The 23874-nt window shown below is 46.2% G+C and carries 19 protein-coding genes; 18 read left to right on the top strand and 1 reads right to left on the bottom strand.

Annotated features, from left to right (window positions below; all coding sequences use genetic code 11):
* Window positions 1-10: 10 nt before the first annotated feature.
* From J5X92_RS16165 to J5X92_RS16150, 4 genes are read left to right on the top strand one after another with little or no spacing between them, the layout of a single operon-like run.
* Entirely contained in the window at window positions 11-1003 is a 993-nt protein-coding gene (locus tag J5X92_RS16165; RefSeq protein ID WP_126873789.1) for a TolC family protein, read from the top strand.
* Entirely contained in the window at window positions 981-1634 is a 654-nt protein-coding gene (locus J5X92_RS16160; RefSeq protein WP_185864201.1) for a TolC family protein, read from the top strand. Before J5X92_RS16165 ends, J5X92_RS16160 begins: the two co-directional genes overlap by 23 nt.
* On the top strand, window positions 1631-3115 hold the full coding sequence (locus tag J5X92_RS16155) for an efflux RND transporter periplasmic adaptor subunit (RefSeq protein ID WP_208806116.1): 1485 nt from the start codon (window positions 1631-1633) through the stop codon (window positions 3113-3115). The genes J5X92_RS16160 and J5X92_RS16155 overlap by 4 nt, the downstream gene beginning before the upstream one ends.
* Window positions 3108-6260, top strand: coding sequence for a CusA/CzcA family heavy metal efflux RND transporter (locus J5X92_RS16150; protein ID WP_126873786.1), 3153 nt, complete (start codon window positions 3108-3110; stop codon window positions 6258-6260). Before J5X92_RS16155 ends, J5X92_RS16150 begins: the two co-directional genes overlap by 8 nt.
* Before the next feature lie 94 nt (window positions 6261-6354).
* Here J5X92_RS16150 and J5X92_RS16145 read toward each other — a convergent pair whose 3' ends face one another.
* On the bottom strand, window positions 6355-7569 hold the full coding sequence (locus J5X92_RS16145; protein ID WP_126873785.1) for a dipeptidase: 1215 nt from the start codon (window positions 7567-7569) through the stop codon (window positions 6355-6357).
* Between the two features lie 384 nt (window positions 7570-7953).
* Here J5X92_RS16145 and J5X92_RS16140 point away from each other — a divergent pair, with 384 nt between their 5' ends.
* The 14 genes from J5X92_RS16140 (at window position 7954) to J5X92_RS16075 (ending at window position 23868) form a co-directional block, all read left to right on the top strand.
* Window positions 7954-8721, top strand: coding sequence for a SapC family protein (locus J5X92_RS16140; RefSeq protein ID WP_126873784.1), 768 nt, complete (start codon window positions 7954-7956; stop codon window positions 8719-8721).
* Window positions 8722-9079: 358 nt separating this feature from the next.
* Window positions 9080-9538 (top strand): division/cell wall cluster transcriptional repressor MraZ, encoded by a 459-nt coding sequence (gene mraZ / locus J5X92_RS16135; protein WP_057789935.1) that lies wholly within the window; start codon window positions 9080-9082, stop codon window positions 9536-9538.
* Window positions 9535-10476, top strand: a complete 942-nt coding sequence (gene rsmH, locus J5X92_RS16130) for a 16S rRNA (cytosine(1402)-N(4))-methyltransferase RsmH (protein ID WP_062088014.1) — start codon at window positions 9535-9537, stop codon at window positions 10474-10476. The genes mraZ and rsmH overlap by 4 nt, the downstream gene beginning before the upstream one ends.
* On the top strand, window positions 10473-10808 hold the full coding sequence (gene ftsL / locus J5X92_RS16125) for a cell division protein FtsL (RefSeq protein WP_013782930.1): 336 nt from the start codon (window positions 10473-10475) through the stop codon (window positions 10806-10808). The genes rsmH and ftsL overlap by 4 nt, the downstream gene beginning before the upstream one ends.
* Window positions 10805-12580 carry a peptidoglycan glycosyltransferase FtsI gene (locus J5X92_RS16120; protein ID WP_013782931.1) on the top strand — a complete coding sequence of 592 codons (1776 nt, stop codon included), beginning with the start codon at window positions 10805-10807 and terminating at the stop codon, window positions 12578-12580. The genes ftsL and J5X92_RS16120 overlap by 4 nt, the downstream gene beginning before the upstream one ends.
* Window positions 12570-14162 (top strand): UDP-N-acetylmuramoyl-L-alanyl-D-glutamate--2,6-diaminopimelate ligase, encoded by a 1593-nt coding sequence (locus J5X92_RS16115; RefSeq protein WP_013782932.1) that lies wholly within the window; start codon window positions 12570-12572, stop codon window positions 14160-14162. Before J5X92_RS16120 ends, J5X92_RS16115 begins: the two co-directional genes overlap by 11 nt.
* Window positions 14159-15574 carry a UDP-N-acetylmuramoyl-tripeptide--D-alanyl-D-alanine ligase gene (gene murF, locus J5X92_RS16110; RefSeq protein ID WP_126873783.1) on the top strand — a complete coding sequence of 472 codons (1416 nt, stop codon included), beginning with the start codon at window positions 14159-14161 and terminating at the stop codon, window positions 15572-15574. The genes J5X92_RS16115 and murF overlap by 4 nt, the downstream gene beginning before the upstream one ends.
* Window positions 15568-16650 (top strand): phospho-N-acetylmuramoyl-pentapeptide-transferase, encoded by a 1083-nt coding sequence (mraY, locus tag J5X92_RS16105; RefSeq protein ID WP_057789946.1) that lies wholly within the window; start codon window positions 15568-15570, stop codon window positions 16648-16650. Before murF ends, mraY begins: the two co-directional genes overlap by 7 nt.
* Window positions 16650-18062 carry a UDP-N-acetylmuramoyl-L-alanine--D-glutamate ligase gene (gene murD, locus J5X92_RS16100; protein WP_126873782.1) on the top strand — a complete coding sequence of 471 codons (1413 nt, stop codon included), beginning with the start codon at window positions 16650-16652 and terminating at the stop codon, window positions 18060-18062. The genes mraY and murD overlap by 1 nt, the downstream gene beginning before the upstream one ends.
* Complete coding sequence (ftsW, locus tag J5X92_RS16095) at window positions 18062-19603, top strand: cell division protein FtsW (protein WP_126873798.1); 1542 nt, start codon at window positions 18062-18064, stop codon at window positions 19601-19603. The genes murD and ftsW overlap by 1 nt, the downstream gene beginning before the upstream one ends.
* Window positions 19596-20684, top strand: coding sequence for an undecaprenyldiphospho-muramoylpentapeptide beta-N-acetylglucosaminyltransferase (gene murG, locus J5X92_RS16090; RefSeq protein WP_126873781.1), 1089 nt, complete (start codon window positions 19596-19598; stop codon window positions 20682-20684). Before ftsW ends, murG begins: the two co-directional genes overlap by 8 nt.
* A complete protein-coding gene (gene murC, locus J5X92_RS16085; protein WP_126873780.1) occupies window positions 20684-22132 on the top strand; it encodes a UDP-N-acetylmuramate--L-alanine ligase in 1449 nt (482 codons plus the stop codon). Before murG ends, murC begins: the two co-directional genes overlap by 1 nt.
* Window positions 22129-23097: a D-alanine--D-alanine ligase gene (locus J5X92_RS16080; protein ID WP_013782939.1), complete on the top strand. Its 969-nt coding sequence runs from the start codon at window positions 22129-22131 to the stop codon at window positions 23095-23097. Before murC ends, J5X92_RS16080 begins: the two co-directional genes overlap by 4 nt.
* 6 nt (window positions 23098-23103) lie before the next feature.
* A complete protein-coding gene (locus J5X92_RS16075) occupies window positions 23104-23868 on the top strand; it encodes a cell division protein FtsQ/DivIB (RefSeq protein ID WP_126873779.1) in 765 nt (254 codons plus the stop codon).
* Window positions 23869-23874 lie beyond the last annotated feature (6 nt).

Genomic DNA, 23874 nt, shown 5'->3' with positions numbered 1-23874 from the left:
TGGTTTTCTCATGTTTGCATTTAATCTGGGTATGATTTTTAACTACCAAACTCAAGTTCGATTACGTACTTGTTACCTTCAGCGTGCTTGGCTAGGGATATTACTTTTTGTAATTAATACACCTTCCCTCGCAACGACCCTCAGTCTTAAAGATGCGCAACATCTCGCACTAAACCAAGACGTTTATTTTCAAGGCAGCAAACTTGAAGAGGCTGCGTATCAGCACGATAGTAATGCGGCTGATAGTTGGGATAACCCCACAATCAGCACTACATTGCAAAGCGTGCCAACAGATGGATTTTCGCTGAATCAAGAGCCTATGACACAGTTGAAATTGGGTATTCGACAAGCTATGCCAAGGGGGAATTCCGCAAACATCTCCCGCACCATTGCCATTGAGCAAGCCCAAAAAGAACCTGTGAAAAGAGCAGCAAGGCGAGCGTGGTTGTTGCGAGAAGTGTCGCTGGAGTGGCTGGCGTGGTATCGGGCAGAGCAAACCCTAGCCTTGTTACGAGAAGAGTCGCACTCGTTAGTGCAATTACTCGAGACAGTAGAGTCGTCTTACCGAAGTGGTGTGGGGAGCACTCAACAGCAAGATATTATTCAGATTCGACTAGAGCGCCTTCGCTTAAAAGATACGATTTTGCAGAAACAACAAGCTGCATCGGTGGCTTTAGCGCAGTTGTCGAGATGGTTCGATTTCTCCAGTGAAGTCAGTTTTACTGTGCCCGAAACCCTTAATCATCACGATATATTCCCTTTTAATAAATCCGTAGCTAGACAGGTCAAACGACGTGACGTACTAGATGTTATTGACGCTCATCCTTCTGTGCAGTTACTTGCAAAAGACGAGTTGGTGGCTACACAGAAACTTAGTCTAGCCAAAGAGCAAACCAAACCTATGTGGGCCTTCGAAGCAGCCTACGGATATCGACAAGATGCCCAAAACGGCATGAGTCAGGCTGACTTTATTAGTGTGGGTGTCCAAGTCGATTTACCTTAGTGTGGGTGTCCAAGTCGATTTACCGCTGTTTAGCAGTAAGCGGCAAGATGCAAATGTGTCGGCATCAGCAGCAAGATTAGGGGTGACATCCACACAGCGACGACTAGAAGTGAGGCGATTAGCAGCCCTTGCTAAAGCACGTGAAGCAGAGCTTGTCAGTTTGTCCGCTAGGCAGCAATTATTTGATACCGCACTACTTGAACAATCAGAGAGTTTAGCCGAGTCAGCGCTTAATACATACATAGCGGATAAGGGCACATTCGACGGTGTAATGCGTGCACGTATCTTATATATATCAGCAAAGTTAGATGCCTTAGCGCTTCACGTCGATATAGCAAAGACTTTAGCCGAACTCGCTTACCTATATTACCCGCTGACAAACGAACAAAATCAGTTAACAGTTTCTCGATTAAAAGACAGATTTCTAGACACCCATATTTCAAGTAGCCATGTGCATACCCCATCCAGTGCACAATTCGGTTATGGACAATTCGGTTATGGACACCCACTTCAAAGCTCTGAATCAAACAATGAATCACTACTGACTAGAGTGGAGACTAAAGTGGACATCCACACTAATTCAAACATGGACACCCACAAAATCACTACCGACGGAGCAGCAAAACAATGAAGACACTATTTATTTTAATAGTCGGGTTACTCGGTGGCGCAGCGGCTATGTTTGTTTGGAATACAAATATGCAGGGCGAGGCTGCTGTTGAGAGTGTGGTTGCTGGCAGTGATGACAAGTTAATTAATAAAAAGCCCCTTTATTGGGTTGCACCTATGGATGATGCCTACCGTCGAGATAAACCGGGTAAGTCGCCAATGGGCATGGATCTAGTGCCTGTATATCCGGCATTGGATAGCAGTGAAAATCATGGTGAAGGTGAGGTGACAATTTCACCCCAGGTACAGCAAAATATGGGTGTGAAGTTTACCACGGTAAAACGAGGGCAACTGGATTTGACCTTTAGTGCTGTGGGGAATGTTACCTATAACGAAGACTACTTGGTGCATATCCACCCCAGAGTAGAGGGTTGGATTGATAAGCTGTTTATTAAAACGGAAGGTGAGGCCGTTAACCAAGGGCAAAAACTGTATACCCTTTATTCACCTGCTTTGGTGACTGCGCAAGAGGAATTTGTTATTGCGCTAAAGCGAGGAGACACACGCTTAGCCGCAGGTGCTAAACAACGTTTAAAAGCGCTGCACTTATCGGATGGGTTTATTGCGCAACTCGAAAAAAGCCGCGAGGTTTCACAAACTATTACCTTCTTTGCTCCCCAAGCCGGCGTGGTAGAACATTTAGGCGTTCGCGAAGGGTTCTACGTTCAACCTGGCACCACGGTGCTTAGCATTGCTCGTTTAGACAGTGTATGGGTTGAAGCGCGCGTATTTGAACAAGATGTCCCTAAAGTGGCACTTGATCAGCAGGTATCGGTCACGTTTGACTATCTGCCAAATAAAATCTTTTCAGGAAAAGTTGATTTTATCTACCCAGCACTTGATGTTGAAACACGTACGCTCAAAGTACGGGTTACTTTAAAGAACGACAGCGGTGATATTAAACCGAATATGTTCGCCAATATGATTTTTACCAAGCAAACCGAAAGGCCTGTGCTGTATGTGCCTTATCAAAGCGTTATTCAAATACAGTCGCAGGACCAAAATCAAAATCTCGGCCAAAACCGAGTCGTTATGAACGTCGAAGAAAACTTCAAATCTATAGCCGTCAACGTGGGGCGTAAAGCCGGGGAGTTCATTGAAATAACTCAAGGCGTAAATGAAGGTGACAAAATAGTGCTGTCGGCGCAGTTTCTGATTGATTCAGAGTCGTCTAAAACATCAGATTTCAAGCGTATGCAGTCTCATGGCGATCAGGAAATGGTAAAAGACAACAAGCCAATGTCTGATATGCCTAAGCAGGGGCTAATGCAACATGACCTAATGCAACACGATTCAACAAAACATGGCTCAACACAACACGATTCAACCCAAAAAGAATCAAACCTGCCAGAGAAATCCCATCATGGAGTACATCATCAGGAAGTGAACCACGAGGCCAAGCATCACGAGGCCAAGCATCACGAGGGCATGCACCATGATTGAAGCCATCATACGCTGGTCGGTGGCCAATCGCATATTAGTGCTGCTGGCAACGGTGTTTATCTCTATTGGTGGGGTAATAGCGGTAAAACAAACTCCCATTGATGCTATTCCTGATTTATCAGATGTTCAGGTGATTGTTAAAACCAGCTATGCAGGGCAATCGCCTCAAGTGGTGGAAGATCAAGTAACCTATCCGCTCACCACTGCCTTAATGTCTGTGCCGGGTGCAAAAACAGTTCGAGGATTTTCATTTTTTGGTGACTCTTATGTGTACGTTATTTTTGACGACAGTACCGATATGTATTGGGCACGAAGCAGAGTGCTGGAATACCTTAGCCAAATAACCTTGCCTGATGGCGTGGTACCCAAACTGGGGCCTGATGCGACTGGGGTAGGTTGGGTTTACATGTATGCCCTTGTTGATGAGTTACACAACTACGATGCTGGTGAGCTTAGGGCTTTGCAAGACTGGTTCTTAAAATACGAATTGCAAAGCGTGCAAGGGGTGTCGGAAGTCGCCTCTGTAGGCGGCATGGTTAAACAGTATTTACTGCAACTTCATCCGCAAAAGTTGCAAGCGTATAACGTGCCTTTACGTCATATTGAAACGGCACTCGCCCGAGGCAACAATGCAGCGGGGGCGTCAGTGATAGAAATGGCTGAAGCCGAGTATATGGTGACATCTTCTGCCTATCTTACGGGTACTGAAGATATTGCTAATATTCCTTTAGGCGTTGTTCACAATGGCGTGGCGATAACGATAGGCCATGTCGCGAGTGTAGTAGAGGCGCCACTTATGCGAAGAGGCATCGCTGAGCTAAACGGAAACGGCGAAGTGGTAGGTGGCATAGTGGTGATGCGCTTTGGCGAAAATGCTAAGGCGACCATTGATAATGTGAAGGCGCGTATTGAAACGTTGAAGGCCAGTTTACCTAATGGCGTAAATATTGTACCTGTATACGACCGTTCCACCCTTATCGATAATGCCGTCGATAACCTATGGAGCAAGCTTGTTGAAGAGTTACTTGTGGTGGGTGCCGTCTGCTTAGTGTTTCTTTTTCATGTGCGGTCGTCGCTGGTTGCCATAATCACATTGCCAATTGGCATATTAATGGCCTTTATTGTAATGAAGTTTCAAGGCCTTAACGCAAATATTATGTCTTTAGGTGGTATTGCCATTGCTATGGGGGCCATGGTGGATGGCGCTATTGTGTTGGTGGAAAACCTGCATAAGCATATTGAACGAGCGACAGCGCAAGGAGAGCAAGTAAAAGGTGAAGCGCGTTGGGCGCTAGTGGTGAAGTCGGCCACCGAAGTGGGGCCAGCCCTGTTCTTTTCACTGTTGATAATTACCGTGTCTTTTATCCCTGTTTTTACCTTAGAAGCACAAGAAGGGCGAATGTTTGCCCCTCTCGCTTTTACGAAAACCTATGCCATGGCTGCCGCTGCGGCGTTAGCCATTACCTTGGTGCCAGTGTTAGCCGGCTATTTCGTGACAGGCAAGCTAAAAGCAGAGCATCGCAACCCGTTAAACAGGGCTATTTCGACAGGGTATGTTAAGGCGTTAACGGCTGCGCTGAACCACCCTCGAAAAATAGTGTTCGCAGCCCTTATTGCGTTAGTTTCTGTAGTATGGCCAATGCAGCATATCGGTAGTGAATTCATGCCATCTTTGGATGAGGGGGACTTACTCTATATGCCTACTACTTACCCTGGAATTTCGGTGGGCAAAGCCAGAGAGTTGCTACAACAAACCGATAAGCTGATTGCCACAATACCCGAGGTGCAAAATGTATTCGGTAAAGTGGGTAGAGCAGATACCGCTACCGATCCTGCGCCTTTAACTATGATAGAAACCTTTGTGCAATTAAAGCCAAAATCCCAGTGGCGTGCAGGTATGACAACATCAAAATTGAAGGAAATATTAAACAGTACGGTGCAATTTCCAGGCGTATCCAATGCGTGGGTGATGCCAATTAAAACGCGTATCGACATGCTCGCTACTGGTATTAAAACGCCGGTGGGTATCAAAATAGCGGGGCCAGAATTAGCGGGCATTCAGCAGGTGGGTGTACAAATAGAACAAGCGCTACAAGACTTTGAGAATACCGCATCGGTATTTGCCGAGAAAGTTGCAGGTGGGCGTTATATCACTATTGATATTAGTCGTGATAGGGCGGCGCGATATGGGCTTAATATCGCTGATATCCAAGAGGTCATCAACACTGCTATAGGTGGGCGTACATTGGGTGAAACCGTAGAGGGAAGGCAGCGTTTTCCTATCAGTATGCGTTACCCACAACAATACAGAGATTCTCCAGAAGCGCTAAGACAACTTCCCATAGTGTTAGCAAACGGTGCCAATATTACCTTGGGCGAGGTAGCCGATATTGCTATTGAGGTGGGGCCCGCAGCAATAAAAAGCGAAAATGCTCGATTAAACGGTTGGGTATTTATCGATATTGAAAGCGGCGATTTAGGCAGTTACGTACAAAGCGCAAAAGAGCATATTGCTAATACGGTTTCATTGCCTCCAGGCTACTCCTTAACGTGGGCGGGGCAGTTTGAATACTTAGAAAGGGCGGAAGCACGGCTTAGCATAATGGTGCCATTTACCATAGCCGTTATCGTGTTGCTGCTGTATTTAAGCTTCAGGCGAGTTGCCGATGTAGCACTTATTATGGTTACCTTGCCATTGGCACTAATTGGCAGCTACTGGCTACTGTATGCACTGGAGTTCAACTTCTCTGTAGCCGTTGCCGTTGGGTTTATTGCCTTGGCGGGTGTCGCGGTTGAAATAGGCGTTATTATGCTGGTGTACCTGCATCAAGCGGTTGAAGCGTTTGATGGAAAAGCTTGCTCTACTACGCATGCCCAAGCATCTGCTGAGCAAATAAAACAAGCACTTAAAGAAGCCATCATTGAAGGCGCCACCCGGCGTGTTAGGCCGGTAATGATGACGGCGCTGTCTATTATAATAGGCTTACTACCTGTGCTGTATGCAACGGGAACCGGTGCTGAAATTATGCGACGTATTGCTGCACCCATGGTAGGAGGCATGTTAAGTGCGCTAGCGCTAACTCTGTTTGTGCTACCTACTATGTTTTACCTTGTTCAGGCGTGGCAGATGAAGCGACGTTCGTAAGAAAACACGCTACATAACCACCTTAGAAACAAAAAGGCAGTTAGGATAACCTAACTGCCTTTTTAGTATTTGTTCGGCTGTTTTATTTCAACGATTAATGCTTGCTGGCGTATTCTTCCACTTGGGTCCATACACGCAGTAAATTTCCGCTCAAGATTTTTTCAATATCTGCACGGCTGTATTCTCTGTCCAGTAACCCCTGAACTAAATTAGGAAAGCTAGCCACATCTTTCAGGCCGATAGGTAACGAGTCACCTACGCCGTCATAATCAGAACCAATTCCTACGTGCTCAATACCAACCAGCTCTACCACATGGTCGATGTGGTCAAGCACTTCATCAAGTGTTGAGTAAGGGTAAGGTACTTCTTTACGGTAGTTAGCTTCGAAGTCTTCCAGTTTCGGGCTATCTTCACCTTCAGCGGCAATTAATGCTTTGCGCGCTTGTGTTAACCCTGTACGCCATTTACCCGCTTCTTTTGTGACAAAGCTTGAGCCAAAGTTGATCATGATAACGCCGCCATTATCGCCAAGCGCTTTAACCATTTCGTCATTCATATTACGCTCGAAGCCAGGTGTAAAGCGGCGAAGCGATGAGTGAGACGCAATGACAGGGACCTTGGTCAGCTCAATAACTTGATAAAAGGCATCGTCAGATACATGAGAAATATCGAGCATGATGCCGATGTTGTTCATCTCAGTAACCAGTGTTTTACCAAACGGGCTTAACCCGTTCCACTGACGGCGCAAATCGTATGACGAATCTGAAATATGATTCGACTGACTGTGCGCAAGTGTAATGTAGCGAATGCCACGTTCGTGAAACGCTTCTAAATTAGCTAAATCGCCTTGAAGTGGAGAGCCATTTTCCATCCCCATGGGTAATGAAATAATGCCTTTCTCGAACTGGGCTTTTACGTCTGACGGGCTTTTGGCAATGGCAAATTTATCAGGGGCTCGCGCCACAATGGCTTCCACAGAATCAATAAGCAGATGAGCAAGCTGGGTAGATTCCGGTGAATTATCTAAACTCGCAGGTACGTAAATTGACATGAAAGGGGCATTTAAACCGCCTTTGACCGCGCGAGGGTAATCAAAGTCTCCGCCTTCTGTGGCTTTGGTGACATCTACCCATGCATTTTTAACCCGATAAGGCACATCAATATGGCCATCAACAATAATCGTTTCTTGGGCTATTTTTACCGCTTTTTCGCTTGCGGCATAAGTGGGGACATCGGCAGCAACAGCCTGCGCGCAAAGTAAAGTGGAGATCGCGAGTGCACAAGATTTTAGCGGGAAGAAGCCCTTCATTTTTGTTTTTCCTTATCGTTGTTGTAAGACAAAAGACTAAAAGAAAACCTTCATGCCTACAATGGCCCGAACGCCTTAATCTTTTATTTCTTCTGATTTCCTTTCATTTCGGGCTTTTTTATTCTCAAAGCCCCTAAAAACAGTTAAATTGTGCGTTTTTAGAGCGGTTACTACCATTCACTTTAATTTTACATTGCAATAAAAATTTAAAACTTGTTATTGTGTTGACGCGTGACTTCATAACGCGAATGCGGGATACTCCCGAGCGCGTCGCCGAATAGGATGAGAGTGAGTTCATCCGCGCGGCCTACATAATTTTTCGTGGCACCCCTCACTTCTCAGTTATTTTACAGGGGCCACAGTAAACAAGTATGAGAAAGTAAAATGGCTATTAATTTTGTACCGCTAGATAAAGAAAAACACAAAGACTTAAAAGTCGCGGTTAGCAATACCTTTAAGTTTGCGAAAGATACGCACCTTGCTGCAGCCACTATTCGTGAGTTTGCTCAATTGGCTGCCACTATGCCGCTAGTATTTATTGAAGATGCTAACGCTAAGCGCCACCATGTTGTTGCAATGCTTGGCATGGAACAGAACAAAAACCTGTTTCTTACTGGCGACAAATGGCAGGGCCCTCACGTTCCAATGAACATTCTTCGTTACCCTTTTGATGTTCGCCCTGATGGCGAGAAGTTAGGCGTATACATTGATGAAAACAGCGACCTAATCGGTGAAGAAGGTGAAGCCTTATTTACTGACGCTGGTGAGCCAACGGAATTCTTGCAAAACCGTCAGCAGTTTTTAGCTGACCTTGCTAACAGCGAAATGATGACTCAGCGTTTTGTTCAACAAGTTGTTGACCTAGACCTGCTAGACCCAATTCAAATTCGTCTTACTTACCAAAGCGGCCAACAACGTAACGTTACTGGCATGCTAAGCATTAACGAAAAGAAAGTACTTGAGTTGCCAGAAGAGAAAGTGACTGAGCTTCACAAGTCTGGTTTCTTAGGCGCTATGTACGCGGTAATGATGTCAGCAGGCCAATTGAACCGTTTGGTTGAGCTTTCAAATGGTACAGACAACCCAATTCGCAGCATGCAATTGTCAGTGGTTAAACCTGAAGAAGCACAAGCTGAAGCGCCAAGCGCATAGGTATTATCACCCACTAGGGTGATTGAAGCGCTAAGCTAGATAATAAAACCGATACTGGGAAACGAGTATCGGTTTTTTCGTATTTATCATATTTACTTTCCCCAACCCCTTTTTATTTTGCCCCTCTTTTCTTAGGGGTTATCAACTACTTCGCCAAAACACTGTATATGCACACAGTTCAAAGCCAGTAAATACGTGGCCTTCACTGTGCTTTTTAGCTTGACAGTGGGGATCAATGATACCTAAACTGTCAATCAGTGGGTAAATGTGGCGAATAGTGGATCGAACCATCATTGTTTTGCAGATCAGTACTCAAAAAAACAAGAAAACCAAGAGCAAAATATAGAAGGCTAGGGGAATGTTCCGCGGCGCTAACGCAATCAATCTGGATACAAAAGGCAGACTAGCGATACCAACAAAGTATCGGCAGTCGCTGCTGGATGATTGTAATGGACAGCTGGTCTGTACGGTCGATACACAGCAAAGTTGTTTGCTGCTTTACCCACTTCCCGAATGGGAAGAAATTGAGCTTAAACTCATTAAGTTCTCAAGCATGATTCCAGCGGAAAGACGCATGCAGCGTTTATTACTCGGCCATGCTACTGAAGGTGAAATGGATAAAAGCGGACGAATTCTGCTTCCTACTCCGCTACGCCTTCATGCTCACCTATCAAAAGAAGTCATGTTAGTTGGTCAGTTGAATAAGTTTGAAATTTGGGATGCCGAAGTATGGGCTGAACAAGTTGAGCTTGATATGGATACCGAACGCAAAGGCGAATTTGAACTCACCGAACGTTTACAGGACTTTTCCTTATGAGCCAATCTAACGAATTCAAGCATGTTTCTGTGTTACTCGACGAGTGTATAGAAGCCCTAGCTATCAAACCTAACGGTATCTACATTGATGCCACATTCGGTCGTGGAGGCCATTCTGCGCATATTCTTGATGCGTTGGGTAGCGATGGTAGCTTAATTGCGTTTGATCGCGACCCACAGGCTATAGAGGCGGCTAAGCGTTTTGCCGATGACAGCCGCTTCCGTATTATTCATTCTCCTTTTGGCGACATGGCCGAAGAAATTGAAGCCTTGGGTTTAACCGGAAAGATTGACGGCGTATTAATGGACTTGGGTGTTTCGTCTCCTCAACTTGATGATGCCGAACGTGGCTTTAGTTTCCTTCGCGACGGCCCGCTAGATATGCGTATGGACACCTCACGCGGTGAAAGTGCAGCCGATTGGCTAGCCCGCGCTGAAGAACAAGACATTACCCAAGTAATTAAAGAGTTTGGTGAAGAGAAGTTTGGTAAACGCATCGCGCACGCCATTGTAAATACTCGCGAAACCACGCCTATTACCCGTACTGCTCAGTTAGCCGCACTTATTGATGAAGCCGTACCAGTAAAAGATAAGTTTAAACACCCAGCTACACGTGCATTCCAAGGTATCCGAATTTACATTAATGCTGAGCTAGAGCAGTTGCGAATAGGCCTAAAAGCAGCGACTCAAGTGTTAGCAAAAGAAGGACGCTTGGCGGTTATTTCGTTTCATTCTTTGGAAGACCGACTCGTAAAACGCTTTATAAAAGACCAAAGCAAAGGCAAATCAGTACCGCATAATTTGCCCATAACCCAAGCTGAAATAGATGCCGATAAAGTATTAAAAGCGTTAAGCCGTGCCATAAAACCCTCTGAATTGGAGATTGCGAACAACGTTCGCTCACGCAGTTCCGTGTTAAGGGTGGCCGAAAAGCTATGACGTTAGGTAAGCCTGATAGGGCAAATACAAACTTCAGTTTACTGCTGATTATTGTGTCAGATTTAACCCGCAACAAGTTGCGGGTTTTGTTGTATTTAGCGGTTCTGCTTAGTGGCATGGCGGTTATTCTTGGTAGCCACCAAAATCGTCAGCAAGTTATTGCCCTTGAAGACCTGATGCAACAGAAAGATGAGCTCGATGTTGAATGGCGCAACTTAGTGCTAGAACAACGTGCGCTTACCGAACATAACCGCATTGAAACCTTGGTTGAAAAGCAACTTGATATGTACCGTCCTACAGCCGATGACGAAGTGGTAGTGAGGCTTAAATGACCACGTCTACCGTTAAACGTAGCCGCAAAGCGAGCGGAGCAAAACAAAACGTCACACCAAGCTTGGTGCACTGGCGCTTTGTGGTTGTGCTTATCGTGGTTATCTCGGTTTTTGCGGCACTGGCTGCCCGCGCGGCGTTTATTCAAGTTATTGAGCCTGATGAACTTATCCAACAAGGCGATAGCCGTACCTTGCGTACGCGCAACATGCCTACCTATCGCGGACTGGTCACAGACAGAAATGGGGTTGAGCTAGCCGTTAGCGTGCCGGTTCGAGCCATTTATGCCGATCCTAAAATTATTCATGAGAACGATGGCCTTGCTGAGCCACGTCGTTGGCAAGCACTGGCCGACGTACTAGGCCAGTCGGTAGATAGCTTACAAGAAAAAGTGAGCAATCCTAAACGCCGTTTTGTGTACTTGCAGCGTCAAGTGTCTCCTGCCATGGCCGAGTATGTTGATAAACTTGATATTCCAGGTATTTACTTACGCCGCGAAAGTCGTCGTTATTATCCTACCGGTGAAGTGTCGGCTCAATTAATCGGTGTTACCGATGTTGATGATACAGGTGTTGAAGGCCTAGAGCGTATGTACGATGAGTGGCTTACTGGTACGCCAGGTTCCCGCAAAATTCGTCGAGATGCCAAAGGTCGTCAGGTAGAGATTTTAGAAACCACCACGGGTGAGGATGCGGGTAATCTGCAACTGACTATCGACCAACGTATTCAAGCGTTAGCGTACAAAGAAATTAAAGAAGCCATGATTTACTATCAATCCAGTTCTGCCTCGGCAGTGGTGATTGATGTAAAAACGGGCGATGTACTGGCCATGGTAAATGCGCCGTCTTTTAACCCTAACGATCGCAGTAATATTTCACCCCACCGCATGCGTAACCGCGTCATTACGGATGCATTCGAGCCAGGCTCTGCGTTAAAGCCGTTAGCGGTACTAACTGCTATGGAATTTGGTGAAGTAGGAGCGGAGGATGTCGTAGATACCAACCCTGGTTGGATGCGCCTAGGCGGAAGCTTAGTTAAAGACTCGCGTAACTATGGCGAGCTTACCCTTGAAGAAATTATTCAGCATTCAAGCAATATGGGTACTTCGAAATTAGCGCTGTCTGTGCCTAAGCAATTTCTACTCGACACCTATTACAACATTGGGTTGATGTCAGATACTGGCCTAAATATGGCCGGTGAAAGCAGTGGTATCTTCTACGACCGAAGCCGTTGGTCTGAATTCGAACTTGCCACCTTGTCATTTGGCTATGGGATATCGGTAACCACTGCGCAACTTGGGCGGTTATACGCCACATTGGCGAATGGCGGTATCAAGCAGCCACTGAATATTATTAAGTCGCCACAGCAAACCGGATGGCAAGGTCAGCCTGAACGGGTTATCAGTGAAGAGAATGCAAAAGCCATAGTCCAAATGATGGAAAGCGTAACCCAGCGAGGCGGTACAGCGAAAAAAGCGGCCGTTCCAGGTTACCGTGTGGCAGGAAAAACAGGTACCAGTCGTAAGGCTGTGGCAGGTGGTTATGGCGAAGAGTATGTGAATATCTTTGCTGGTATTGCCCCTGTTTCCGACCCAAGACTTGTCACTATTGTGCTTATTAACGAGCCTGGTGGTGATTTGTATCACGCCGGTGACACTGCAGCACCTGTGTTTTCGTCAATCATGGGCGGTGCTTTACACATGTTAAATGTAACTCCCGATGACAAGCACGTGACGTCAGGCGCATGGCTGAAAGGAGGCAACAGTGGTAGTTAATTCCTTTATTCAAAGTACGCGTGCGCTGTTAGCAAAGTTTGGCATAGACGCGCCAGATATTCGTATTGAAGGCCTAACTTTAGATAGCCGTGATGTGAACACAAAAACAGCATTTGTAGCGGTTAAAGGTCATGAGCGTGACGGAAGAGATTTCATACCACAGGCAATTAGTTTAGGCGCGCGTGTCATTCTGGCGCAAACTGACGACAGTCAAGCCCATGGCCAAATGGAAATGCGCGACCATTCGGTAATTATTTCGCTATATCAATTACCTAGCATGCTATCGGCATTGGCGGCTGCATTTTACGATTACCCCGCTTTGAAAATGATGACAGTGGCGGTAACGGGAACTAACGGAAAAACCTCGACAGTTCAATTGCTTACCCAGTTAAAAGATGCGCTAGGTACGCGCAGTGCAAGCGTTGGCACTCTTGGCAGTAGCGTATATGAAGGTGAAAATACCCAATGGGTTACGACCGCCGCGGCTAATACCACCCCTAATGCTATTCGTTTGCAGTACGTGTTGGCAGAGTTTGTGCAATGCGAAGTGCGACATACGGCGTTTGAAGCCAGCTCTCATGCATTAGTGCAAGGCCGGTTAAGCCAAGTGAAAACGGATATTGCAGTATTCACCAACTTAACGCGAGACCATCTTGATTATCACGGCACCATGGAAGAGTACGCTAAGGCAAAACGTTTGTTGTTAGATCAACCTGGCCTTGAAGCTGTTGTATTGAATGTAAACGACAGTGAAAGCCAGAATTGGGCTGACTACTTAGACGCTAATGCAGCTAAAGATGGAAGCTCAGAAGAAATAGCAATTAGTAAGCCGAGAGTGACACGAGTATGGACAGGGTTTGAACCTACTGATGATGTTTTAGCCACGCACAAACAACCACAAGATCGCCATTGTTTCGCCACAAATGTTTCATACCATTCTTCAGGAATTCGATTCGACCTTGTTTCTTCATGGGGCACAGCACCTATTGAATTGGCATTGTTTGGCTCGTTTAACGTGAGCAATACGCTAAGCGCTATTTCATGTTTATTGGCGCAGGGCGAACGCTTTGAAAATGTAGTGCGGGTAGTGAATGGTTTGCAACCTGTACCGGGAAGAATGGAAGTGTTCCCCGTTGGGGGTAGTGCCAGCGTAATTGTTGATTATGCGCACACGCCAGACGCGTTAGAACAAGTGCTGAAAAGCGCTAAAACACATACTGCCGGCAAAGTGTGGTGCGTGTTTGGGTGTGGTGGCGATCGCGATAAAGGCAAGCGTCCCTTAATGGGCGCGGCGGCTGAACAGCATGCTGACGTAATTGTCATTACCACTGACAACAGTCGTAGCGAGTCGCCAGAAAGTATTGCTAGCGATATTAAGGCGGGCTTGCAACGCCCTAATGACGCAGTTGAAGAAGCAGACAGAGAAAGCGCTATTCGCTATTGCTTAGATAGTGCAGATGAGAACGACATTATTATAGTGGCCGGTAAAGGCCATGAAGATTACCAAATTATTGGTACCCAACAGACAGACTATAACGAACGTACAGTTGTGGCGCGACTACAGCAGGAGTACAAAAAATGATAACTACAACACTGTCGTGGATAGCCAGCCAAATTGACGGCAAACTTGACGGACAAGATTGTGAAGTCAGTGCGGTAAGTACAGACACGCGAACCATAGATTCGGGCTCTGTCTACCTTGCACTAAAAGGCGAAAATTTTAACGGCCATGAATTTGCGAAAAGCGCAGAAAATGCAGGGGCGAGCGCAATTATTGCCAGCGAACCTGTGAATGTTTCCATTCCTGTGGTGTATGTTGAAGACACTAAACTGGCTTTAGGCCTTTTAGGCGCTGCCGTAAAACGTGAAATAGCACCTAAAACCATCGCTATCACAGGAAGTAGCGGTAAAACTACCGTGAAAGAAATGTGTGCGGCTATCCTTGAGCGTCGCGGTTCAGTACTCGCCACAAACGGAAATTTCAACAATGATATTGGGGTTCCGCTTACCTTACTTCGCCTAGAACACCACCACGAATACGCGGTGATGGAATTAGGTGCAAACCATCTAGGTGAAATTGCGTACACCACTAATCTGGTTAAGCCTGATGTCGCCACTATTGTAAATGCTGCTGCTTCTCACCTTGAAGGGTTTGGGAGTTTGTTAGGTGTAGCTCGTGCAAAAAGCGAAATCTTTAAAGGCTTAGGCGATAGCGGCACTGCCATCGTTAATGTAGACAGCCAATTTGCCGATTTCTGGCAAGGCAAGCTCAAGCAAAAGCGGGTATTAACTTTCTCGCCAATGCAAAAGAACGAAGCCGACTTCACAGCAGAAGATATCATTGTAGGTCTTGATGGTTGCGCAGCATTTCAGTTGTGTAGCAACGAAGGTGAAGCTGCTATTCAATTAACAATTCCGGGTATCCATAATGTGGGGAATGCGCTAGTTGCTGCGGCCCTTACTATGCAATTGGGTGCCACCCTTGAGAACGTACGCGACGGTTTGCTTGCGATGAAGCAAGTGAAAGGGCGCTTGAATGTTAAGACATTAGGTAGCCAAGTACGTTTGCTTGATGACACTTACAACGCCAACGTTGCTTCTGTGAATGCGGCTATCGATACACTAAGTACCTTCTCTGGCATTAATGTTTTGATACTGGGCGACATGAAAGAACTCGGCGAAAAAGCGCGTTTCTATCATGAGCAGGTAGGTAATTACGCACTAAGTAAAGGTATCGATTACCTGTATTCATTTGGTGTGTTAAGTCAGTCGGCCAGCGCGGTTTTTGACGCGGCACCTGGAAAAAACGGCGAGCATTTTACCGACATCGACAGTTTGGTGAGTGCGTTAGAGCAAGACTTACAAGTAGAACAACAAGATATTTCAATTTTAGTAAAAGGCTCACGCAGTTCTCGTATGGAACGCGTGGTAGAGGCGATCGAGGCCTCTTCGCTGGGAAAGTTTGAACGCCGTCGGGAGCGTATTGCATGTTAATTTGGCTAGCTGACTGGCTGACACAATTTGATACTGGGTTTAACGTATTTTCATACCTTACCCTAAGAGCGATTTTAAGTACGCTAACGGCGTTGCTCATTGCTATTTTAATTGGCCCTAAAATGATTCGTTATTTGCAAACCATGCAGATAGGACAAACTGTACGTGATGATGGCCCGCAAAGTCATTTATCTAAATCGGGTACACCTACTATGGGTGGCTTATTGATTTTAGCGGCTATAGTAGTGAGTGTCTTATTGTGGGCAGATTTAAGTAACCGCTACGTCTTAGTGACCTTAGCCGTAGTGGTGTCGTACGGCATTATCGGGTTTGTGGATGACTATCGCAAAGTGATCCGTAAAGACTCAAAAGGCTTGATTGCGCGCTGGAAGTATTTCTGGCAATCGGTGGTAGCCATTGGGGTAGCTTTCTTCCTATATAGCAGTGCCACATTAAGTGCTGAAACCTCATTGCTTATCCCTTTCTTTAAAGAAGTGTTTCCGCAACTAGGCGCCTTTTTTATCATTATTACTTACTTTGCCATTGTGGGCACAAGTAACGCAGTCAACCTAACCGACGGCCTTGATGGATTAGCCATCGTGCCGACTATTTTAGTGGCAGGTGCTTTCGCTATTTTTGCTTATGTAACTGGGAACGCGAATTTCGCCGATTACCTTAATATTCCGCATATTCCCCTTACCAGTGAGTTGGTTATTGTGTGTACGGCCATTGTTGGTGCTGGGCTAGGATTTTTATGGTTTAACACCTATCCAGCACAAGTCTTCATGGGCGATGTAGGTTCATTGGCATTAGGTGGCACATTGGGCGTACTAGCCGTATTAGTTCGCCAAGAAATTGTACTGATTATTATGGGTGGTGTGTTTGTAGTAGAAACCTTATCGGTCATTTTGCAAGTGGGTTCATTTAAGTTGCGTGGACAACGTATTTTTAGAATGGCACCTATTCATCACCATTACGAATTAAAAGGTTGGCCGGAGCCGCGAGTTATTGTGCGCTTCTGGATCATTTCTATCATTTTAGTCCTTGTTGGGCTGGCAACGTTGAAACTTAGATAATGACATATAACGTACGTGCACATTCTTATGTGGTAGGCGGCCTGGGAGTAACAGGTCAGGCTTGCGTGCGTTTTCTAAAACAGCAAGGGGCGAAGGTTAAGGCCTTTGATACCCGCGATACTTTCAATGTGTCAGCACCATTAAATATCTGCGTAACCACTGGGACATTACCTCGTGACTTCTTTGCAGGCGTTGATACCTTGGTACTAAGCCCAGGCTTACCGCTTAACATTGAACAAGTGGAACACGCAAAAGCCTGTGGTGTTGAAGTTATTGGCGACGTGGAATTGTTTGCACGTCTTAACAATACGCCAACCATAGGAATAACTGGTTCAAATGGTAAAACCACGGTTACCCTGCTAACAACGCATATGCTGAAAGCTTGTGGGTACGAGGTGTGTGAGGCGGGTAATGTAGGGCGCCCAGTACTTGAAACCCTTCCAGAATCCATGGCAGAGCTTGAAACTCAGTCTTCTTCTTTGGATGTCATTGTTTTAGAGCTTTCCAGTTTTCAGCTTGAAACGACTTCTAGCTTGAAGTTGAACGCCGCATCGATTTTGAATGTTAGCGATGACCATTTAGATAGACACGGCGATATGCAGCAATACATAGCTGCCAAACAGCGTATTTTTAGTCATTGTAATACCGCAGTAGTTTGGCGCGGCGACAAGCAGGTTACGCCAACTTCAAATTGTGAAAACACTATCACCTATGGCCTTGATATTAGCGATACCGGCTTTGGTTTACGCGAAGGCGTTATAACCTTCAACGGTGAAGCGCTGCTTAATACCGCCGATATTCGATTGGCTGGCATGCACAATGTGCTTAACGTGATGGCGTCGCTGGCATTATGCCAAGCGTTTAGTACTTCATTGAATAAACCAGCCCTGCTTAATACAGCCGCACGTGCAGTGGCTAGCTTCACTTCAGCGCCGCACCGCTGCGTACAAATTGCCAACATTAATGGCGTGAAGTGGATAGATGATTCAAAGGCTACCAACGTGGGTGCCACTATCGCTGCTATTCAAGGGCTAGCTCCTACTACCAATGGAAAAATTATCCTCATTGCCGGTGGTGATAGCAAAGGTGCAGATTTAAGTGCATTAAAACCAGCGCTAGATGAAAGTGTTGGTGAAGTGATTGCGCTAGGCAAAGACGCAGAAAAATTCAGCGCTGTTTTTAGAGACACCACAATAGTGGCTTCAATGGAGAAGGCGGTATTGGCTGCTAACTTACGTGCTGGTAACGGCGATATCGTCTTGCTATCCCCAGCGTGTGCCAGTATCGACATGTTTAAAAACTATATGCACCGTGCACAAGTATTTACTGATGCAGTTACACATATTACCGAAAAGGTAAAATTTGAAAGTGACGCTGGCGCAGTGAAAGAAGCGGGAGGTTTGCCATCATGATGACGACTGCAAACGCTCCCCAAGCAAATCGCGCGTTAAAAACAAAAGATACGTCGCAAGCCGACACTAAATTAAGTGCGTTGTTTGCGGCTCGTCATGACGAACAAAACCTTCAAAGCCCTTACGATATTGGCTTAATCATTGTTGCGTTAGCCCTAATGACGATTGGTATTATCATAGTGACATCAGCTTCAATGCCTGTTGCTGAGAGAATTCACGATAATCCTTTTTACTTTGCTATTCGTCACGGTATTTACATTGTGGGGGCAATTATTGCTGCTATGGTGGTACTAGAACTTCCTATGCAGTTTTGGCGCACGGCAAACCCTTATCTGTTATTAGCGGCGATTGGGCTATTGGTGGCAGTGCTGCTTGTTGGGCGTACCGTAAACGGAAGTACCCGTTGGTTGGCACTAGGCCCCATTACCATTCAAGCGGCTGAGCCTGCCAAGCTTTTCTTCTTCACTTACTTGGCCGGCTACCTAGTTCGCCGTTATGAAGAAGTAACGGAAAATTTAAAAGGGTTTATAAAGCCATTAGTGGTGTTCTTCGCATTAGCCATGTTACTGCTGCTACAACCCGATTTGGGTACTGTGGTAGTAATGTTTGCCACCACCATTGGGCTGTTATTTTTAGCGGGTGCTCGCTTATGGCAGTTCTTTGCGTTGGTGTTTGCGGGCGTGTTGGCCGTTGTTGCCCTTATCGTGTTTGAAGAATACCGCATGAAGCGGGTAACCTCGTTTCTTGATCCTTGGGCCGACCCATTCGGCGCGGGGTATCAGCTTACCCAATCGCTAATGGCTTATGGCCGAGGTAATTGGTTTGGCCAAGGTTTAGGTAATAGCCTACAAAAGTTAGAGTTCTTACCTGAAGCCCATACCGATTTTGTGATGGCCATTTTAGCTGAAGAGCTTGGCTTTGTGGGTGTGCTTGCGGTACTTGGCTTAATATTATGGATGGTGGTGCGTGCGTTACAAATAGGGAACAAAGCCTTATTGAAATCACGCCCATTCGAAGGGTATTTAGCTTACAGCGTAGGGATTTGGTTCAGTTTCCAAACCGCGGTGAATATTGGTGCAAGTGCAGGTATTCTGCCTACTAAAGGGTTAACGCTGCCATTAGTTAGTTACGGTGGTTCATCGCTTATTGTTATGTCGGTGGCGGTGGCTTTATTGTTGCGTATCGATTTTGAACTTCGCGTAGACGGAGTTCAAGCGTTAGGACGTGGCGACAATAAGAGAACCAGCAAAGCAAAGGCAAAGCCTTCAGCTAAATCAGCGGCTAAGCCGGCAGTAAGAACGAAACATACCAATGCTGAACCGTTCGCTGATGCCGAGGCGGATTACAACCAAGCCCCTGATCTGAAAGCATCTGATGTGAACGCTCCTGATATGCATGAGAGTAGCGAAGACGCGCCAGTAGCTAAAACAAAAGACGTTGGTTCAAAAAAAGCATCCAATACAGTTTCTCCTGAAGACGAAGGCAAAGCCGGCATTAAAGCTATTTTAGCCCGTGTATCTAAGGAGGCGTCGAGTGAGTAAGCGTTGCTTAATTATGGCTGGTGGTACTGGGGGGCATGTTTTCCCTGGGTTAGCCGTGGCTCACGCGCTGCAATCAGCGGGTTGGGAAATAGAATGGCTTGGCACCGCAGAGCGAATGGAAGCCGACGTTGTGCCCAAGCATGGTATTCCCATTCACTTTATTCCAGTGAAAGGTATTCGAGGTAAAGGGCTAAAAGCCAAATTATCGGGCGGTATAGCATTAATAAAAAGTTTGTTTTCGGCTCGCCGTATTATTAAACGGGTGCAACCAGATTTAGTGCTTGGGTTTGGTGGTTACGCCAGTGGCCCTGGGGGTGTTGCTGCCAAATCGTTAGGCATCCCCGTGGTTATTCACGAGCAAAATGCGGCCGCGGGCATGACCAATAAGTTATTGGCTAATATTGCCACGCGGGTGTTACTCGGGTTTGACGACGCAAAGCCGCAGTTTGCTAAAGTTGCTTTTAAAGTGCACACCGTTGGCAACCCTGTGCGAGACGAAATTTGGCAAGTTAACCCTAAAGAAGCAGTTTCAGACGAAACAGTAAAGGGTAAACTTAACCTTCTGGTTGTTGGCGGAAGTTTGGGTGCCAAAGTACTTAATGATACTGTGCCTGCCACATGCGCGGCGCTGGACGGTTTGTCTATTCGCCATCAATGTGGGAAAGGCAATAAAGCGTCGGTAGAAGCGCTTTATGCAGGTTCGGCTAATCCCGTTGAAGTCAGCGACTTTATTGATGATATGGCAGCGGCCTACGAGTGGGCTGATTTTGTGATTTGCAGAGCGGGCGCGCTCACCGTTGCGGAAGTGGCGGCAGCGGGCAGGGCAGCATTGTTTGTACCTCTGCCACACGCGGTAGACGATCATCAAACAAAAAATGCGCAATCGTTAGTGAAGCATGGCGCAGCCATTATGATTGCGCAGTCAGCATTAAAAGACAATTTAAGGCAGGCGGTTCGGCACTGGGTAACACACCCTAGCGATTGCCTAAAAATGGGTGAAGTAGCAAGGCAGCACGCCAGTACTCACGCCACTGAACAAGTAGTAAGCCATTGCATGGCAGTAGTAGGAGTAGGGGAATAATGGTTTTTAAGACCCCATTTGAGAGCCCGCAAATGCGCAGGGTGAAGAAAATATTTTTTATCGGCATTGGCGGTGCGGGTATGGGCGGTATTGCTGAAGTACTGCTTAATGAAGGTTACGACATTGCTGGCTCTGACATAAATTCAGGGCCTATGACTCAGCGCCTTAATGATTTGGGCGTGGATGTAAAGATAGGTCATAAAGCCGAAAACGTTGATGGTATGGATGTGATTGTGGTTTCTAGTGCCATTAACGAAGCTAACCCAGAGATTATTACCGCCAGAGAACAGCGTATTCCAATTATACGTCGTGCGGAGATGTTAGCGGAATTAATGCGTTTTCGTCATGGTATAGCCGTGGCAGGAACCCATGGTAAAACCACAACAACCAGTTTGATCTCTACCATTTTTGCACAAGCGCAGTACGACCCCACGTTTGTGATTGGTGGCTTGTTAAATAGTGCGGGTACTAACGCACGTTTAGGCAGAAGCCGTTATTTAATTGCTGAAGCCGATGAAAGTGATGCATCGTTCTTACACTTGCAGCCTATGGTGTCGGTAGTTACGAATATTGAAGCTGACCATATGGATACCTATGGCGGTGACTTCTCGAAAGTGAAAGACACTTTTGTTGAGTTTTTGAGTAATTTGCCATTTTACGGGCAGGCAATTGTGTGTGGCGACGACGCCAACATACAAGAGGTTAGCCCCCGTATTGGCCGCAGTATCATTACTTATGGCTTTGAAGCGCACAACGATGTACGTGCCCAGGATATTACCTTGTCATTCGGGCAAGCTAATTTCACCGTTATACGGCCAGAGCGTGAGCCTTTGAAGGTGACATTAAACCTTACCGGTAACCACAATGTGCTAAATGCGTTGGCAGCCATTGCTGTGGCAACGGATGAAGGTATTGATGATGACTCCATAGTGACTGCATTGGCGAGCTTTGGTGGTATCGGACGTCGGTTTGAAGTGCTTGGCGATTTTAAAACCAGTGTTGGCAATGTTACCTTGGTTGACGATTATGGTCATCACCCTACAGAAGTGAAAGCCACGATAGCGGCAGCGAGGGCTAATTGGCCCGAGAATCGTTTAGTGATGGTGTATCAACCACACCGGTTTACTCGTACTCGTGATTTGTACGAAGACTTTGTTAACGTGCTTTCTACGGTAGATGTATTGCTATTGTTAGACGTTTATCCGGCCAGTGAACAACCTATTGAAGGTGCTGATAGTAAATCTTTGTGTCGTTCTATCCGTCAACGTGGCCAAATTGAGCCCGTTTACGTAGGCGGTAAAGAAGCGCTTCCCGCCATTCTTGCCAATATTTTGGTAGAGGGCGATATCGTGATGACCCAAGGCGCTGGAAACATTGGTCAAATTGCTAAGTTGCTCGCCAGCCGTGAGATGGAGCCAAAAGTGCTGCATCAGGAGAGCGATGCATGAGTCTTTTTAGCAACGTAAAAAAATATGATGCTGCCGAATTTGGAAAAGTGGCGGTCATGTTTGGCGGCGACTCTGCCGAACGTGACGTGTCGCTAAACTCAGGAAACGCGGTGCTTGCAGCGCTTTTACGAGAAAATGTAAACGCTATAGCTTTCGATCCGGCAGAGCGACCACTTACTGATTTAATCAGCGAAAAAGTTGACCGAGTACTTATCATGTTACACGGTCGAGGTGGTGAAGATGGATCAATGCAAGGGGCACTACAACTGCTTAAAATTCCCTATACGGGAACGCCGGTTTTAGGTTCTGCCTTGGCGATGGACAAAATTCACACCAAGCAAGTATGGCAAAGCCTTGGCTTACCTACTGCTAAATATGAAATTGCTGATAAAAGGCGCTTTGAAGCTGGTAAGTGCAGCGCTATAATGGAAAAGTTGGGGAATGAAGTCATGGTAAAACCGGCCCGAGAAGGGTCGAGTATTGGCATGGCGAGAGTGACAAGCGCTGAACAACTCGAAAATGCCATACAGGACGCCTTTAACTATGACAACCAGGTCCTGTTAGAGCAATACATTAAAGGCCCTGAGTTTACGGTTTCAGTAATTCAGGGGCAGGCATTGCCGTCTATTCGCATGTCTACTCCACATACGTTTTATGATTACGCTGCAAAGTACCAAGACGATACCACAGAGTATTTTTGTCCAAGTGGTTTGTCTGACGAGCAAGAAGCACATCTTGCTCAGCTATCGACGCAGGCATTCGATTCTATTTCTGGCTCTGGCTGGGGTCGCATTGATGTGATGCAAGATGGTGATGGGCATTTTTATTTGCTTGAAGCGAATACGGTGCCAGGAATGACGGAAAAGAGCTTGGTGCCTAAAGCGGCTAAAGTGGCAGGGTTAAGTTTTGATGAACTGGTTCTGGCAATATTGGCCACCAGTTTCGACCCTGACAGCAGAGCATAAAGCGCAATGACAAGTAAGACGAGCACCGTAAACAATAAGCCAGCTAAAGACAAAGCGTCTTTGTGGGGCGGTGTAGTGTTCTTATTGTTTGTTATCGCGGCATTAGTGTTTGGCGTTGTTAAGGCCAACGGTTATATGCAAGATGAACAGCAAATGCCTGTTCAGGTAATCGATTTTTCAGGCGATTACCAACATGTGAATATTACTAGGCTAGAACGCCTAATAAGAAAGTCACAACCGGGCAGTTTTTTTGCCCTAGATGTGAATGAAGTGTTTGAACTGGTAGAAGCACAGCCATGGGTGTATCGCGCGTCGGTACGCAAAAAATGGCCAAACACGTTAAAGATATATTTGGTTGAGCAGCAACCCGTTGCAAAATGGAACGAAGATTTGTTGCTAAACCCCTACGGCGATACGTTTAATGCCGATGGGCATGATTTAGCCTTACCAAGGTTATACGGCCCAGGTGGTAGCGAGAAGACCGCGCTTGAAGGGTATAACGCCATGCATGCGCTGTTAGCCACTACTGCTATGAATATTGAAGAATTGTCGTTGAGCGAGCGCTTCGCATGGCAAGTTCAACTTGAAAATGGTATTGAATTAAATTTAGGGCGCAAGGAATTTATCGATAGGTTACAACGCTTTATCGATGTATATCCCTTACTTGCGCAGCAAGAGAAGACGGTAAAATATATCGATCTTCGTTACGATACGGGTGTCGCGGTTGGCTGGGAAAACAGCAACAACGATACAACAAACAAAGAGAGTTAAGGAAAC

It is taken from the genome of Alteromonas sp. K632G (assembly GCF_017653625.1).
Classification (GTDB): Bacteria; Pseudomonadota; Gammaproteobacteria; order Enterobacterales; family Alteromonadaceae; genus Alteromonas; species Alteromonas naphthalenivorans.
The sequence above is the reverse complement of the archived record's forward strand: the minus strand, read 5'-3'. Positions and strand labels throughout refer to the sequence as shown.